This window comes from Dyella sp. (assembly GCF_035486915.1).
Classification (GTDB): Bacteria; Pseudomonadota; Gammaproteobacteria; order Xanthomonadales; family Rhodanobacteraceae; genus Dyella_B.
The window spans coordinates 1-15,851 of record NZ_DATHMR010000029.1; the positions used below are offsets into that span (position 1 = coordinate 1).

Genomic DNA, 15,851 nt, shown 5'->3' on the forward strand with positions numbered 1-15,851 from the left:
GTCGGGATAGCCGGAGTAGTCCACGGCGTTCACACCGCACCAGATGTCGGTGGAACCAAGCACCTCGGCCCAACCGAGCGCAATCGACAGCATGATGGTGTTTCGCGCGGGTACGTAAGTGACGGGGATGCCCTCGCCGCCCTCCTCTGGTACATCGATATCCGCGGTAAGCGCCGAACCGCCGATGCTGCGCAAATCCACATGCACGGTTTTGTGTTCAACCGCGCCAAGCATGTGCGCGACGCGTGCGGCAGCTTCCAGCTCCGAACTGTGGCGTTGTCCATAGGCAACGCTCAACGCGTGAATCTGATAGCCCTGCTGCTTGGCGATAGCAAGCGTGACGGCCGAGTCCATGCCTCCTGAAACGAGGATGACGGCCTTGCGAGGATGAGTTCCTGACATAGGTACATTCCAAAGTGCTGATACGGCCGGTCACCGGCTGGAAAACGCTACCGGCAACACAGGCCGATGCGCATGAAACTATTCAATGTCCGGGTGCGTCGTGCCACAGCAACTTGTGCAGTTGCAGTTGGAAGCGCACCGGCAATTTGTCTTCGATAATCCATTCGGCCAACGCACGCGGTTCAACTGCGCCGTGCACGGGCGAGAACAAGACCATGCAGCGTTTGTCGATGGCATGTTCCGCGACGGCATCGCGCGCCCATTCGTAATCGGCGCGACTGGCGATAACGATCTTTACCTGATCATGCGCTAGCAAGTGATCGAGGTTGGACCACAGATTGCGTTTGCTCTCGCCGGAATCGGGCGCCTTCAGATCCATCACCTTGCGCACACGCGGATCGACATCGGAAACATCGATCGCTCCAGAAGTTTCCAGCGACACCTCGTAATCCGCATCGCACAGTTTTCGCAAGAGAGTCAGGCAGCGCTTCTGCGCGAGCGGTTCGCCACCGGTAACGCATACGTGTTTCGCACCGTGTGATGCAACCTCGGCAAGGATGTCGTCGATATCGCGCCAATTCCCGCCGTAGAAGGAATATTCGGTATCGCACCACACGCAACGCAACGGACAACCGGTGAGACGCACAAATACGGTGCGCCAGCCGATCGCATCGGCTTCGCCCTGAATCGAGTGGAAGATTTCGGTGATGCGCAAACGCTCGGCGGCGGTTGTAGCCGACGCGGTGGTTGCCACGTTTGCATCACTCGCATTCACGGCCATGACCTTAGTGTGCCGGTTGCTGCGAAAGCCGGGTCAGTCGTTCCTGAGCAAGCTTGGCAGCATTGGAGCTGGGGTACTTGGCGATCACGGATTTCAGTGTCGCGGTGCCCGCATCGGTCTGCTTCATCTGCAGCTGACTGTAACCGAGCTTGAGCAACGCATCGGGTGCCTTGTCGCTCTGTGGATATTGGCTCAGCAGATGATTGAACGCTTCGACCGCGACCTGATAGTTGGTCGTGGCGTAGTACGACTCACCCAGCCAGTAAAACGCGTTGGGTGTAAGCGAATCGTTCGGGTATTTCTGGATGAATTCGCGAAATCCCCGCGACGAGGCGACGTAATCACCCGCCTTGAGAGATTTGAAAGCGGCGTTGTATGACGTCGTGGCGCCGGCCTTGTCCGCGGCCGATTCGGCGGGAACCGTTGGCGCAGGAGGTGGCGTTGCCGGTGCGGGACCTGCGGCCGGAGCGCCAGGTGCCGTGGAAACCGGGGTCGTCGACGACGGCGCGGGTCCGTTCGCGGCAGATGCCGGATTGGCTGGAGCGCCACCTTTTTCCAGTCGGCCGACGCGGCTATCCAGATCGGTGTACTGCGCTTTGCTCTGATCCTGCAGCTGTTGCAGCTGATGCTGCAGTTCTTCGATCTGGCCTTGCATCTGCTGCATTTGCGATTGCATCTGCTGCAGCTGATTGACCTGAGCCATGCGCGTCTGGTTCTGACCTTGCGATTGCTGCTCGAGCCGGGCAACCCGGTCGGACAGGCTCATCGGCGAGGAATCCTGCGCATGGGCGGGGGCCATAAACAGCATGGCGGACGCCAAGGCGCCCGCCATGCCGATGCTGACCGTGAAGCGTTGGGCCAGCTTAAACGTCATTACTCAGCGGTATAGACGATATTGACGCGACGATTCTTGCTCCAGCAATCCTCGTTGTGTTCGCGGCAAACCGGCTTTTCTTTGCCGTAGCTGATGACGCTGATCTGGCTGGCCGAACCACCGTTAGCCTGCAGGGCGCTGGACACAGCATTGCCGCGGCGCTCGCCGAGGCCAAGGTTGTATTCACGCGTACCGCGCTCGTCGGTGTTGCCTTCCAGACGCATCTGAGCCGTCGGGCGATCCTGCAGGTACTTGGCATGGCACTGCATGATCTGCTGGAACTCCGGCTTCACTTCGTCTTTGTCGAAGTCGAAGTAGACAACGCGCTGACGCAGGCAAGCGTCAGTGTCGAGGTCAGCCGGGGTGTACTTGCCGGCACCCTGCTGGGCCGGGGCTTCCGTCGTCTGCGGCTGTTCTTGCGGCTGCGGCTTGACTTCCTGCTTCTTGCTACATGCGGCCGCACCCACGCAGAGCAGGGCGACCAGTGCGATACGAACGGTCTTATTCATGGTGACGTTCCTTCAAACGGGTTTGATTTCCGACAGTCAATGACGATTGCGGTTACGGGACAGTTTTCGCCGGTGGACCGGCTGTTTTGATTATTTTTCTTACAACTACAACTTACGGCCACGCATTGTACTGCACAGGCCAGTAAACAGGGCGATGCAAAGCACCGCCCCTATGGCCGGAACACAAACTAAGGCGTCCCGGGCCCCTCCTCGGGTCACCCGGTTGCAGCCCCTAAAGGGGTGGCAACCGGATAAAACTTCAGTTTTTACGATAGGGTCCCCAAGCCGGCTGGCGAACATCGCCATTGGCCAGGACTAGACGCTGCCGGACCATGCCGTCATCCGACACGGCATAAAGCACGTCCGGAGATCCGTCGGCGGCGTAGATCAGCATGCTGGCGTTGGGTGCGAAGCTCGGCGATTCGTCGATCGGGCCGGTAGAAATGAAACGCACCTGGCCGCCAAGGCTCTGATCCATAATGGCAATACGATACACGTTCCCATCGGCCTGCACCATGGCGATCTGCTTGCCGTCATAGCTCACGGCAGCATTAAGATTCTGCTGACCCTGGAAGCTGATGCGCTCCGGCGAACCGCCGGAAGCCGAGACGCGATAGATCTGCGGCCGCCCCGAACGGTCGGAAGTGAAATAGATGCTTTGGCCATCCGGCGACCAGACCGGTTCGGTGTTGATGGCCAGACCTTGAGTGAGACGCGTTTCTGCGCGAGAACCCAGATCCATCACGTAGATCTCGGGGTTGCCGGTGTAGGACAGCGACAACGCAAGCTTGGTGCCGTCCGGCGACCAGGCGGGCGCGCTGTTAATACCCTTGGCGCGGCCGGAAACCAGCTGACGCGCGCCCGTCAGAATGTTCTGGATATAGACGGCCGAATTGCCGCTTTCAAACGACACGTAAGCAATACGCGAGCCATCCGGCGACCACTTCGGCGACAACAATGCTTCGTGCGAACGCGCCACGACCTGCGGGTTATAGCCATCGGAGTCGGCCACGATCAGTGAGTAGGTCTGATTGGCGCCTGTGCCCACGGAGGTGATGTACGCAATGCGTGTCCAGAAGGCGCCGGGAACATTTTCAATCTGCTGATAAATGGCATCGGCGATCTGGTGCGCAACGCTGCGCAGATCGCTGACCTGTGCAGGTGGCATGGCGTTACCAAGCAAACGCTGCTGGCGGTTTACATCCCACAGTTCGTATTCAACGGATACGGCGCCGTTGCCCGCATCCTTGATGCGGCCAATGATGATGTAGTCCTGCTTGAGAAGACGCCAGGTGGCGAACTTGATGTCCGAACCCTGGCTGGGTTGTTCGACGATTTCGCTCACCGCCAGCGAGCGGAATTTGCCGCAACGGTTGAGGTCGTTGCGGATCACGTCGGCCACATCGGTTGGCAGCGGCGAGCCGCCTTGCTGAGCGAACGGCACCACCGCGACGGGCGTTGCCGTTTTCAGGCCACCGACGATCTGCACGTTGAGCGTCTGTGCCACGGCGGGGCCCGCGACAAAGCCTGCCATCAGCAGCAGGACGAGGGTAAACATCGATCGGAATGATCTGCGCATGGGCTTACTCACTGCGGGGTGAAGGTGAAATCAATTTCACGCTGGAACACGCTTTCAAAACCTTTGTAAGGCAATGGCTGCGCGCGCAACACGGCATTTTCCACGGAACGTTTACCAGCATCGTCATACGGGCAATTGCCGCTGACTTTGGCGCTCATGACGTTACCGCCAGGCAGCTGCACGATGTGCACCGTACACGGAACGCTCGGCATGTTATCTGGCCGAGTCCAATTCTGTGTGACGGCGTTCTGAATAGCCGCCGCGTATTGGGACCGCAGATCGCTGTTCGCAGCGTTGTTGCCGCTCTGGCGCTGATCTGCGTTCGGCAAGTCGGCTTGGCCATTGGGCTGGGCATTTTTCAGGTCCGCCAGCTGCTGCTTGGCCTGCTTGGCTTTGCTATCTGCCTTCTGTACCTGCGTCTGCGCCTGGTCCATCTGCTTGAACAGCTCGTCGACTTTTTGCTGCTCTTCCTTGCGCTTGGCCGCCTGGGCGTCCAGATCAGCCTGGCGCTGACGTTCTTTCTCTTCCTGTTCCTTTTTCGCGTCCTCGGCCTTCTGCAAGGCGTCCTGCACCACGCGCTCCTGATCCGTCACATCCGGATGTTGAGGTGGCGGCGGCAATTGCTGCACCTTGGGTGTTTGCGGCTGCGGAATGGGTGGCGGCGGCACGGCCGGTGGTGGCGGCACCGTGTTGGGAACCGGCTTGACGTTGGCCGACTTCGGCGGCGGCGCGGCGGTATTGCCGATCAACGTCGCTTCGATCGGCTTGCCCGTCAATTGCAACGGGGGCGGCGTGCACGTGATCGGGTTGGGCAGATGCAACGCCGTCAGAAACGCGTCGTATGACGTGCACGACAACGTCGCAAGAAACAGAAACGCGACGATGCCCAGGTGAAGGACGGCAGAAAGCACCACCGCAAGCGGTGTGCCCTTGGCGTTACGGTCGTCCATTCGGATTGCCCGACTCCGGCGCGCTCATCAAACCGACCTTGGACACACCGGCCTGCTGTAACAACGCCAGTACCTGATACACACCGTCGTACTTGCCATCGCGGTCGCCAGCGACGAGTACGCTGACATCCGGATTCTGCTGCACGAAGGCGCCAACTTTCACTTTCAGCGCATCCGCATCGATCGGCTCTTTCTTTTCGGTGCCCAGGGTCAGATACATCTGGCCATTGTTGTCGACCGAAACGATCACCGGGTCTTTCTTGTCGTGCAGCGATTTGGCATTCGCCTGCGGCAGATTGACGTCCACGTTCGCGTTGAGCATGGGTGCGGTGACCATGAAGATGATCAACAGCACCAGCATCACGTCGATGTAGGGAACGACGTTGATCTCCGACTTCAGCTTGAAGCGCTTGTGACGGGCAGAACTACGCATGACCGCACTCTCCGCTTAGTTGGTCGCGTCGTCGATCTGGATCTGACGCTGCAGCACCGACGAGAACTCTTCCTGAAATACTTCGTAGCGCGAGGCAACGCGCTCGACCTTGTTGGCGTAACGGTTGTAGGCCCACACCGCGGGAATGGCGGCGAACAGACCCATCGCGGTGGCGATCAGTGCTTCGGAAATGTGCGGCGCCACCACGGCGATGGTGACGTCCTTCATCTCGCCCAGGCCCTGGAATGCACCCATGATGCCCCACACCGTGCCGAACAGGCCGACATACGGGCTGATCGAACCGACGTTGGCGAGAAATTCCAGGTTGCGTTCCAGCGCGCCGATTTCCTTGGTGCCGGTAACGCGCATCGCACGCTCGGAACCTTCCACCACCGTGCGCATGTCCAGCCCGCGACGCTGACGCTGACGAACGAATTCGCGGAAGCCCGATTCGAAGATGTTTTCCATGCCGCCGTTGTCACCGCCGTTGTTGCTCACTTCGCGGAACAACTGTGCGAGATCGGCGCCAGACCAGAAGCGCTCTTCGAATGACTCGGCATTCTCCATCGCGGCTTTGAGCTGCGAGTACTTGCGGATGATGATCACCCACGACATGAAGGAGAAGAACAGCAACACAAGCAGCACCCCTAGTACCGGCACGCTCGCGTCACGGAGGAGCTCAAATATGTTCAGTCCACTGTTCATGGCTTGGGGGTTCTCCACCACATTGATATGTAAAAGCGTTGGTTTGGGATCGGGGTCAATCCCGAATCAGGCCGGCCGGAATGGGAGCGGGCCGCATACGTTTCAAATCCACGCATGCCGCACGCACTTGCGCCTCGATAAGTCGCGTTCCATCCGCCGCCCTGCTTATCGTCTGGGTGAACAGGATACTGGCTGAACGCTTCTCTTTGACTTCCACCGTGACCGTCAGTTCATCATCTAGCAGGGCGGGCCTGAGGAAGTCGATTTCCATCCGGTGGACCATAAAAGCCAGCCCGGTGGCTTGTTTGAAGGCTAACTGGTCCACGCCAAGCCCGCGTAGCCACTCGGTACGGGCACGCTCCAGAAAGCGCAGATAGCTGGCGTGGTAGACCACGCCGCCCGCATCCGTGTCTTCCCAATAGACGCGGACCGGCCAGCCGAAAACTTTGCCAGCTGTCTCAGACGTCATGGTCGCCAGAACCAAAAAGATCGGCAGCCTGCGGCTGACGTGGCGGTGGCGTGAGGCCAAGATGACGCCAGGCTTTCGCACTGGCCATGCGGCCGCGTGCCGTGCGCACCAAAAAGCCCTGCTGGATCAGATATGGCTCCACCACATCTTCCAGCGTGCCGCGATCTTCGCTCAGCGCGGCAGCGAGCGACTCGACGCCCACCGGACCGCCGTCGAAATTTTCGATGATGATGTTGAGAAGACGACGGTCCAATTCGTCGAAACCTTCCGCATCGACCTTCAGCATTTCCATCGCCGCTTGTGCGACACCATGCGTGATATGACCGTTTGCGCGCACCTCTGCGTAATCGCGAACGCGACGGAGCAGCCGGTTGGCGATACGCGGCGTGCCACGCGAACGGCGTGCGATTTCCTGCGCACCATCCAATTCGCAGGCAATTCCGAGAATGCGTGCCGAGCGACGCACGATGGCGGTGAGTTCTTCCGGTGAATAGAACTCCAGGCGCAGCACGATGCCGAAGCGGTCGCGCAGCGGCGCCGTCAGTAAACCGGCACGCGTGGTGGCGCCGATCAGCGTGAAAGGCGGCAAATCGAGCTTGATGGAGCGTGCGGCGGGGCCTTCGCCGATCATGATGTCGATCTGGAAATCTTCCATCGCCGGATAAAGCACTTCTTCCACCACCGGCGAAAGGCGATGGATTTCGTCGACGAACAGCACGTCGTGTGCTTCAAGATTGGTCAGCAGCGCCGCCAGATCGCCGGCACGTTCCAACACGGGACCGGACGTCGAGCGCACATTCACGCCAAGTTCGTTGGCGATGACGTGACTCAAGGTTGTCTTGCCCAGACCGGGCGGTCCGAAGATCAGTACGTGATCCAGTGCGCCGCCACGCTTTTTAGCCGCCTCGATGTAAATCGACAGCTGCTCGCGCACCGCCTGCTGGCCCAGGTATTCGCTCAACCGTTTCGGACGGATAGACGCCTCTAACGCCTCGTCGTCGAGCTGGGCGGCTGAGGTGATGATGCGGTGCTCGGTCATAGGGACATTATGGCAGGTGATGGCGAGCGGTGCCCGCCAGGATCAGCTGCGCGATTCTTGCGGCAGTGATCGTGTGAAGGCATGCGTCATGCGCATGCCTTCAACAATCCGACGATTCGAAGCTTCTTGTCAGATCTCGACCTGCGTTCCCAGCTCGATCAGGCGGTTGCCTGGAATCTGGAAGAATGCGGTGGCAGGCAATGCATTGCGCGACATGAAGGCGAACAGGCGATCGCGCCACAACGCCATGCCGGGACGGCGCTTGTCGGCAACCACGTTCTCACGCGAGAGGAAGAATGTCGTATCCATCAAATCGAACGGCAGGCCGCTCTTTGCACAACGAGAAAGCGCCAGCGGGATATTCGGATCTTCGGCAAAGCCAAAGCGAAGCTCCAGACCGTAGAAGTTGCCATCCATTGACGTTAAGTGGATGCGCTCATCGGCATCGGCGACGGGCGTCTCCAGGACCTCCACCGTCAGCATGACGTTGCGCTCATGCAGCACTTTGTTGTGCTTGAGGTTGTGCAGCAACGCATGCGGCACCGAATTCTGATTGGCGGTGAGGAACGCGGCCGTACCCGGCACGCGCAACGGCGGATGTTCGGTAATGTTCTCGATAAACGGAACCAGCGCCAGACCGCCCTGCTTGATCTCGCGCACGACCAGTTCGCGGCCGCGACGCCAGGTCGTCATCACGATGAACACGGCCAGGCCCAGCACCAGCGGGAACCAGCCGCCGTATTCGACCTTGATGAGGTTGGCGGTGAAGAAGGACATGTCGATGATCAACAAAAGCGTACCGGCGATAATCACCACTGGCATGCTCCAACGCCACTGATGGCGCGCCACGAACAGCGCCAGCACCGTGGTAATCGTCATCGTGCCGGTCACGGCGATACCGTATGCCGCGCTGAGGCTGTCGGAGCTGCGGAAACCGATCACCGCCACCAACACCATCACCAGCAGGAAGCTGTTGACCCACGGCACGAAGATCTGGCCGGACATTTCACGCGATGTGTGCACGACGGGCATGCGCGGGGAGTAACCCAGCGACATCGCTTCGCGCGTCATCGAGAACGCGCCGGAAATAACCGCTTGCGATGCGATGACCGTCGCTGCGGTCGCGAGCGCGATCATCGGATAGAGCAACACCGACGGCACCGTCTTGAAGAACGGATTGTCGATCGCCTCCGGATGCGCCAGCAGCAGTGCGCCCTGGCCGAAGTAATTGAGGATCAGTGCGGGCAGCACAAAATTGAACCACGCAAGACGAATCGGGCGTTTGCCGAAATGTCCCATGTCTGCATAGAGCGCTTCGGCACCCGTCAATGCAAGCACGACACCGCCGAGCGCAATGTATGCCTGCACACCGTGCGTGAAGAAGAACCGCACGCCATACATGGGATTGATGGCGTACAAAACATGCGGGTTATCCAGCACCATCCGGCCACCCAGCACGGCAATCGTGATGAACCAGATCACCATGACCGGACCGAACATACGTCCGACATTTTCGGTACCGTGACGCTGCACTGCGAATAGAAAGAACAGAATGACCGCCGTTACCGGCACGACCCAGTGAGCGAGGCCCGGCGCTGCAACCTTCACACCTTCGACGGCGGATAGCACCGAGATCGCCGGCGTGATCACACCATCGCCGTAGAACAACGACGCACCGAAAATACCGATGATGGCCAGCAACCAGCGTGTTTTGGGCTTATCGCGCACGGCGCGCAGCGCGAGCGCCATCAACGCCATGATGCCGCCCTCGCCTTTGTTGTCTGCGCGCATGATGAAGGTGACGTACTTCAGCGAGACCACGATGATCTGCGCCCAGAAGATCAGCGACAGCACGCCGTAAATGCTTTCCGGCGTCGGTCGCATGCCATCGTGGCTCAACGTCGTCTGCAATGTATAAAGCGGACTCGTACCGATATCGCCATACACGACGCCAATCGCGCCCAATGCAAGGGTGGCCAGTCGACGCTTGGAATCAGCGTCGCTTATACCTTGTTGAATGTCGTGACCCACTTATTAACTCCCGAGTGCTGCGCGCAGCGCTTTACGGATAATGGTTTCGGCGCTGTCGCCCTGAGCGGCAACCTTCTGCACCAATCGGGTAACTTCGGCTGGTTTGTAGCCAAGCTGTTGTAGCGCTACGGTGGCTTCGGCGGCAGGATCGAGCGGTGCGCTGGATGCCGAGGCGAGGCCGGAAACATGCGTTCCAAGACCGTCCAGGCGATCGCGCAATTCGACGATGATGCGTTCGGCCGTTTTCTTGCCAATACCCGGAATTTTCGTGAGCGCCACGACGTCGCCAGCCTGCACCAGACGTGCGAAATCCTGTGTCGACACCCCAGACAGCACGGCCAGCGATATTTTTGCGCCGATGCCGCTTACTTTTTGCAGATTGCGGAACAACGCGCGTTCGGATTCGTGCAGAAAGCCGTAAAGCGCGACGCTGTCTTCTTTCACGGCGTAGTGCGTGAGCAGCGTGACTTCCTTGCCGGTTTGCGGAAGGTCGTAAATCGTCGACATGGGCGCTTCAAGCTCATAACCCACACCACCGACCTCCACCAGCAACCACGGCGGTTGCTTGGAAATGAGAATGCCGCGCAGTCGACCGATCATCGGCGCCGCCTCCATGCCGAACGCGGAATACCCACGCGCTCAAGGCTGGAACGCGTATGCGCGTGCGCCACGGCAATCGCCAGTGCGTCCGCAGCGTCGGCCTGGATCGGCCCTTTCAAGCCGAGCAGAACGCCGATCATGTGCTGCACCTGAGTCTTGTCGCTACGGCCGCCACCCACCACCGATTTTTTCACTTCGGTTGCTGCGTATTCGTGCACTGCGATCCCCTTGTTGACCACCGCGCAAATCGCGGCGCCTCTCGCCTGCCCGAGTTTCAGGGCCGAATCGGCATTGCGCGCCATGAAGACGCGCTCGATACCGCATTCGACTGGACGATGCTCTGCAATGATGTCACTGATGCCATCAAAAATGCGTTTCAGGCGAAGGGGAAAAGTCTCTTCGCCCGCAACTACCAACGCATCATGAAAAACATGTGACAGCTTGCCGGACGCATCGACGTCGATAATGCCGACACCGGTGCGCTGACTGCCTGGATCGATGCCAATGATGCGGATCATTGCTTAAGAAGTCGGCGTGGAAAGCTGGCGCAGCCGATCAACCCGCCGCCTCAACCGGCAACGCGGCGTTGTGGTAAACCTCGCTGACGTCGTCGAGCGAATCGAGCTTTTCAAGCAGATCCGTCAGCGTTTCCAGCGCTTCACCGGTCACGGCCACGCGATTGTTCGGACGCATCACGATGCCTGCATGCTGCGCATCGAGCTTCGCTTCGATCAGCGCCTGCTGCACGGTTTCAAAACTTTCCGGTGAGCACAGCACGGTGCTTTCGCCGTTTTCGTTGATCACGTCGTCGGCACCGGCTTCGAGCGCCGCTTCCAGCACTTTCTCTTCGGCCGCTTCGTTTCCATGGGTGGCGAACACCAACTCGCCGCAACGGGTGAACTGAAACGCCACGGAACCGTTGGTGCCGAGATTGCCGCCGTGTTTAGTCAGCGCATGGCGCACGTCTGCAACGGTGCGTGTCGGATTATCGGTAAAGCATTCGATGATGAGCGCGGTGCCGGCCGGGCCGTAGCCTTCGTAGCGAAGCTCTTCCATCTTCGCGCCGCCGTCGGCACCCGAACCGCGCTTGATCGCGCGCTCGATCGTGTCCTTGGACATATTGGCGGTCAACGCCTTGTCCACGGCCGCGCGCAGGCGCGGATTGAGGTTCGGATCGGCCACGCCAGCACGCGTGGCAACGGTAATTTCGCGGATCAGCTTGGTGAACACTTTGGCGCGCTTGGCGTCTTCAGCGTTCTTGCGACCTTCGATGGACGGGCCTCTACCCATGACGATTCCTAACTGAGATCCAATGACAAGCCGGCGATTTTACTTCATCCCGGGGGGTGACTCGGCAAATCGGGGCTCAGACCATGGTAGGAGCGGCGGGATCGAAGCGGCCTTCGCGCAGGAATTGGGTCGTAAGCCGCGCCACTTCGGCCGATAGCAGCAAGCCGGTGTGGCTGGTTTCGACCACGCAATGGCCCGTCAGGCCCGGCAGACGGGTCTCGTCCACCGCCACGGTGCCGTCGTGCTCGCCCTCGATGTGGCCAAGCATCGCACCCAGCCCGATGGGCATACGGCCCGCCACCATGCCCACTTCGCGCGGACCGCTCCACGCATCGAGACCCTGTTCAAGCAGGTCCCGGTTGTGACCCAGCAAGACTTCGCCACCCCGCCCCCAACTGGCGAACGCACGCGCCGCCGAACTGCCTTTGAGCGGCGAGCCGAGACAGACAATGCGGCCAGGCGGAAGATCTTTCGCATCCAGGCAGGCACGAAGCGCAAGCAGGCCGCCAAGACTGTGCCCGACGAGGTGCACCGGCTCCGGTCCGTATTCGGTGATGCCCGCACGCAGTCGCGCGAGGATATGCGGCTGCGTGGCAGCCACGCTCATGTAATCGAAGCGATGAACGCGATAGCCCTCTTCCATCAATCGCCAATGCAGGAAGCCCAGCGCGAAACCGCGCATCCATAGGCCGTGCAGAAGAATGATGTGTTCGGTCATCTATTTTGAACTTTCCGCTAAGCGACTCGACTTAATGATGAAATCCTTCTCCCTTCGGGAGAAGGTGCCGGCAGGCGGATGAGGGTGCAGCCGAAGCAACATACCGAACCTTGCCGCAAGTATCGCACCCTCAGCCCCTCTCCCAATGGGAGAGGGGCTATAGGCATCATGCTTTGTCGGTTTTCGCCACTGCGACGTGCAGTTCCTTCAACTGCGCCTCGCCCACGACAGACGGCGCATCGGTCATCAGATCCTGCGCGCTAGTCGTCTTGGGGAATGCAATCACGTCGCGAATCGATTCCGTCCCAGCCATCAACGCCGCGATACGGTCGATACCAAATGCCAGACCACCGTGCGGCGGCGCGCCGAACTTCAGCGCCTTGAGCAGGAAGCCGAACTTCATTTCCGCTTCTTCCGCACCGATGCCGAGCAGCTCGAACACTGCACTCTGCATATCCGGACGGTGGATACGGATCGAACCGCCGCCGATTTCCGCGCCGTTGAGCACCATGTCGTAACCGCGGCTCACGGCGGTGGCTGCGTTTGCGCGCAAATCGGCGATGTCGTCGACCTTCGGCGCGGTGAACGGGTGATGCAAAGCGACGAAGCGCTGTTCTTCGTCGTCGTATTCGAACATTGGGAAGTCGGTGACCCACAGCGGTTTCCAGCTGTTTTCGACGAGGCCACGGTCCCTGCCAACTTTCAGGCGAAGTGCGCCCATGAAATCGGTAACGGCCTTCCACTTGCCTGCGCCGATAAACACCATGTCGCCGGTCTGCGCACCGGTCGCCTTGAGCACGGCGTCGAGTGCAGCATCGTCAAGGAATTTCACCACCGGCGAATTGACACCTTCGCGGCCCTTGGCGAGATCTTCCACCTTGATCCACGCAAGACCTTTCGCGCCGTACTTGGCGACGTATTCGCTGAGCTGATCGATCTCCTTGCGGCTGAGCGTCGCACCGCCCGGCAAACGCAGCGCTGCCACACGGCCTTCAGGATCGTTTGCCGGTTCGGCAAACACCTTGAATTCGACGTGTTTAAGTGCGTTCGCAACGTCCGCCAGTTCCAGCGGGATACGCAGGTCCGGCTTGTCCGAACCGAAGCGGCGCATCGCTTCTTCCCACGTCATGCGTGGGAAGGCTGCATCGAGTTGAACGTCGATCACTTCCTTGAAGACATGACGAATCAACGCCTCGACGAAATCCTGCACGTCTTTTTCTTCGACAAACGCGAATTCCAAATCGAGCTGCGTAAACTCCGGCTGGCGGTCGGCGCGCAGATCTTCGTCGCGAAAGCAACGTGCGATCTGATAGTAACGATCGAAGCCCGCCATCATCAGAATTTGCTTGAACAGCTGCGGCGACTGCGGCAGCGCGTAGAACTGACCGGGATGAACGCGGCTGGGCACGAGGTAATCGCGCGCGCCTTCCGGCGTGGCCTTGGTAAGAATCGGCGTTTCGATATCCTGAAAACCGCGCGCATCGAGATAACGGCGCAGCGCCTGCACGAGCTTGATGCGCGTACGCATCATCGTCTGCATTTCGGGGCGGCGCATGTCGAGGTAGCGGTAAGTCATCCGCATGTCCTCGTTGGGGTTCTCGTGCAGCGCGAAGGGAAGATCCTTGGCGGCGTTGAGAATCTCCACCTTCTCGGCCAGCAGCTCGATCGTGCCGGTCTTGAGCTTATCGTTGGCCGCGAGGCGCTTGCGGATGGTGCCGGTGACACGCACGCAATACTCGTAACCGAGTTCGGCCGCCGTGGCGAACGCTGCAGCGTTATCGCGCTCGATCACTACCTGGGCGAGACCTTCGTGATCGCGCAAATCGACGAACGCGACGTGGCTTTGAAGGCGAAGGGTGTTGACCCAGCCGCACAAGGTGACGGTCTGGCCGACCAGCGATTCGTTGATGAGGCCGCAGTAATGCGTGCGCATGCGCTTAAAACTCCGGGCCGCCAGGCGGCAAAAGCGTGGAAAAGACCCGGAATCTTAACACCGTTACGCGCTCACCCCTCCCCCTGCCAAAGCGGGAGGAGGTTGGGAGGGGAGGGTTTGCGCTTGCAGCAAGTGTTGGGCTTCGCCCCACCCCGACCCTCCCCTACTGCACGTAGAGGAGGAAGGAATTTCGATCAGCTCGAGGAGGCGGGCTTGCTTTCCGGAGCCGGCGCGGGTGCCGGTGAGGGAGAGGCCGTGCTTTCGGCCGGTTTGCTGGTCGCCGCATCACCCGCCAGATTCCGCTTCTTGTCGCCGTCTTTCTTGAAGTCAGTCTCATACCACCCGCCACCGGCGAGCCGGAACGAGGGCGCACTGATCTGGCGCTGCACCTGCGGGGCGCCGCAGGTGGGGCATGCCGACGGATCGGGATCGGACAACTTCTGCAGCCGGTCAAAACGATGACCGCAGGCGTTGCACTGGAATTCGTAAATGGGCATCGATGGACTCCGCTCGTGCCACCGGTCGTAGCCGTAGCAACCCGTTATTATCGGGCCCCGAGGCCGGATTTCAACCGCGCAACGCGGAATCTCACGCGGTTTAACGCACGGCCAGCGCTATAAGCACGGCCACTTCGATCATCTCGGCCAGCGCCCCGGCAGTGTCCCCGGTGAATCCGCCTAGCCTGTTCAGGCAGGCGTGCCGCCAAAGTGCGAACACCAGTACCGCGACCACTAACGCGAGCACCCCGCTCCATCCGCAGAACAGGCAAAGGGCGACGCTCACGGCGAGCGCCGCAACACAAGCGCTGCGCGGTGCATCGGCCAACCCCGCTCCGATGCCGCCACTACGTACATAGGGCGTGGTTAAAAACAATGTCGTCAAACTGGCGCGCGCCAACATCGGCGCCAACAAGAGCGCGATCCACGGAATGCTATCGACGCTGGCCAGCGCGGCAACCTTCAACAACAACACCAATACCAGCGCCACTACGCCCGCGGGTCCGCAGCGCGGGTCTTTCATGATAGCGAGCGTCTTCTCGCGATCGCCCATGCCGCCGATCCACGCATCGGCGCTGTCGGCGAGTCCATCGAGATGGAGCGCACCGGTCAACACCACCCACAGCAGCACAACAAGACCCGATGCCAGCAACGGCGAGGTGTCGCGCAACAACAACGCAAACGTCAGCAACAACGCACCGAGCAAGAGACCGACGGCGGGATACCACACCAACGACCCGGATTTCGCCCGCGCATCGTCGTAAACGCTCGCTGGCACGGGCAAGCGCGTGAGAAAACCGATGGCGACGAGCAGGCTACGTATCACGCGTTGACTGAAACCGGCCAGAGAAGACGATGCAAGGATGCATGCGGCACGTCGATGCCCGCCATATCACCGTAACTGCGGTTTTCCACAAGACAGCGCAGCAAGCGAATGGCACCACCGTGCGTGACCACCAGCACGCGCTGACCGGCCGCTTCGCTCGCGACATCATCGAGTGCAGCGCCCAGACGACCGCGAAACGCATCGAACGTTTCACC

At 60.2% G+C, this 15,851-nt stretch carries 19 protein-coding genes; all 19 read right to left on the reverse strand.

Annotated features, from left to right (window positions below; translation table 11 throughout):
* Positions 1 to 402: 7-cyano-7-deazaguanine synthase (locus tag VK725_RS03020; RefSeq protein ID WP_325316579.1), on the reverse strand; the 402-nt coding region annotated here is incomplete at its 3' end.
* A gap of 82 nt (positions 403 to 484) precedes the next feature.
* Entirely contained in the window at positions 485 to 1,183 is a 699-nt protein-coding gene (gene queE, locus VK725_RS03025; protein ID WP_414648440.1) for a 7-carboxy-7-deazaguanine synthase QueE, read from the reverse strand.
* A gap of 4 nt (positions 1,184 to 1,187) precedes the next feature.
* A complete protein-coding gene (gene ybgF / locus VK725_RS03030) occupies positions 1,188 to 2,057 on the reverse strand; it encodes a tol-pal system protein YbgF (protein WP_325316581.1) in 870 nt (289 codons plus the stop codon).
* Positions 2,057 to 2,566: a peptidoglycan-associated lipoprotein Pal gene (pal, locus tag VK725_RS03035; protein ID WP_325316582.1), complete on the reverse strand. Its 510-nt coding sequence runs from the start codon at positions 2,564 to 2,566 to the stop codon at positions 2,057 to 2,059. Before pal ends, ybgF begins: the two co-directional genes overlap by 1 nt.
* Before the next feature lie 259 nt (positions 2,567 to 2,825).
* Positions 2,826 to 4,145, reverse strand: coding sequence for a Tol-Pal system beta propeller repeat protein TolB (gene tolB / locus VK725_RS03040; protein WP_325316583.1), 1,320 nt, complete (start codon positions 4,143 to 4,145; stop codon positions 2,826 to 2,828).
* Positions 4,146 to 4,153: 8 nt separating this feature from the next.
* A complete protein-coding gene (locus VK725_RS03045; protein WP_325316584.1) occupies positions 4,154 to 5,095 on the reverse strand; it encodes a cell envelope integrity protein TolA in 942 nt (313 codons plus the stop codon).
* Positions 5,082 to 5,528, reverse strand: coding sequence for a protein TolR (gene tolR / locus VK725_RS03050; protein WP_325316585.1), 447 nt, complete (start codon positions 5,526 to 5,528; stop codon positions 5,082 to 5,084). The genes VK725_RS03045 and tolR overlap by 14 nt, the downstream gene beginning before the upstream one ends.
* Before the next feature lie 15 nt (positions 5,529 to 5,543).
* A complete protein-coding gene (gene tolQ, locus VK725_RS03055; RefSeq protein WP_325316586.1) occupies positions 5,544 to 6,233 on the reverse strand; it encodes a protein TolQ in 690 nt (229 codons plus the stop codon).
* Between the two features lie 55 nt (positions 6,234 to 6,288).
* Entirely contained in the window at positions 6,289 to 6,702 is a 414-nt protein-coding gene (ybgC, locus tag VK725_RS03060; protein WP_325316587.1) for a tol-pal system-associated acyl-CoA thioesterase, read from the reverse strand.
* A complete protein-coding gene (gene ruvB, locus VK725_RS03065) occupies positions 6,692 to 7,741 on the reverse strand; it encodes a Holliday junction branch migration DNA helicase RuvB (RefSeq protein ID WP_325316588.1) in 1,050 nt (349 codons plus the stop codon). Before ruvB ends, ybgC begins: the two co-directional genes overlap by 11 nt.
* Positions 7,742 to 7,870: 129 nt before the next feature.
* Positions 7,871 to 9,772 carry a potassium transporter Kup gene (locus VK725_RS03070; protein WP_325316589.1) on the reverse strand — a complete coding sequence of 634 codons (1,902 nt, stop codon included), beginning with the start codon at positions 9,770 to 9,772 and terminating at the stop codon, positions 7,871 to 7,873.
* Between the two features lie 3 nt (positions 9,773 to 9,775).
* Positions 9,776 to 10,372 (reverse strand): Holliday junction branch migration protein RuvA, encoded by a 597-nt coding sequence (gene ruvA / locus VK725_RS03075; protein WP_325316590.1) that lies wholly within the window; start codon positions 10,370 to 10,372, stop codon positions 9,776 to 9,778.
* Positions 10,369 to 10,890, reverse strand: a complete 522-nt coding sequence (gene ruvC, locus VK725_RS03080; RefSeq protein ID WP_325316591.1) for a crossover junction endodeoxyribonuclease RuvC — start codon at positions 10,888 to 10,890, stop codon at positions 10,369 to 10,371. Before ruvC ends, ruvA begins: the two co-directional genes overlap by 4 nt.
* Before the next feature lie 37 nt (positions 10,891 to 10,927).
* Entirely contained in the window at positions 10,928 to 11,662 is a 735-nt protein-coding gene (locus VK725_RS03085) for a YebC/PmpR family DNA-binding transcriptional regulator (protein ID WP_325316592.1), read from the reverse strand.
* Between the two features lie 76 nt (positions 11,663 to 11,738).
* Positions 11,739 to 12,380 (reverse strand): alpha/beta hydrolase, encoded by a 642-nt coding sequence (locus VK725_RS03090; RefSeq protein WP_325316593.1) that lies wholly within the window; start codon positions 12,378 to 12,380, stop codon positions 11,739 to 11,741.
* Between the two features lie 166 nt (positions 12,381 to 12,546).
* Complete coding sequence (gene aspS / locus VK725_RS03095) at positions 12,547 to 14,313, reverse strand: aspartate--tRNA ligase (protein WP_325316594.1); 1,767 nt, start codon at positions 14,311 to 14,313, stop codon at positions 12,547 to 12,549.
* Positions 14,314 to 14,507: 194 nt separating this feature from the next.
* Complete coding sequence (locus VK725_RS03100) at positions 14,508 to 14,810, reverse strand: zinc ribbon domain-containing protein (protein ID WP_325316595.1); 303 nt, start codon at positions 14,808 to 14,810, stop codon at positions 14,508 to 14,510.
* A gap of 100 nt (positions 14,811 to 14,910) precedes the next feature.
* Positions 14,911 to 15,636, reverse strand: a complete 726-nt coding sequence (locus VK725_RS03105) for an adenosylcobinamide-GDP ribazoletransferase (RefSeq protein WP_325316596.1) — start codon at positions 15,634 to 15,636, stop codon at positions 14,911 to 14,913.
* Positions 15,633 to 15,851, reverse strand: a 219-nt coding sequence (locus tag VK725_RS03110; RefSeq protein ID WP_325316597.1) for a histidine phosphatase family protein, incomplete at its 5' end; no start/stop codon positions are given. The genes VK725_RS03105 and VK725_RS03110, both read right to left, overlap by 4 nt.